Origin of the sequence: Streptomyces sp. BE303 (assembly GCF_036290945.1) — a bacterium.
GTDB lineage: Bacteria > Actinomycetota > Actinomycetes > Streptomycetales > Streptomycetaceae > Kitasatospora.
Window position 1 is genome coordinate 1 of the sequence record NZ_JAQYWZ010000739.1, and the last position, 283, is coordinate 283.

Genomic DNA, 283 nt, shown 5'->3' on the forward strand with positions numbered 1-283 from the left:
ATATGTTGACATCCCCGGCCTCGGACTTGTTTCGGGGTTGGAGATTCCTTTTGAAGTAAAACACTAGCGAGGACGCAGTGCGCGGGGCCGCCCTATTCCGGTGGTTGCCGTGCCGCTCAACGCGGGTGTCGACCGGTTCTGGTTGATTTCGGGGCCGAGTAAACATTCACGGAGAGTTTGATCCTGGCTCAGGACGAACGCTGGCGGCGTGCTTAACACATGCAAGTCGAACGGTGAAGCCCTTCGGGGTGGATCAGTGGCGAACGGGTGAGTAACACGTGGG

General features: G+C 58.3%; 1 rRNA gene. It reads left to right on the forward strand.

Features of this window, described 5'->3' with window-relative positions:
- Nucleotides 1-165 precede the first annotated feature (165 nt).
- Nucleotides 166-283, forward strand: a 16S ribosomal RNA gene (locus PUR56_RS21995); the annotation flags it as partial.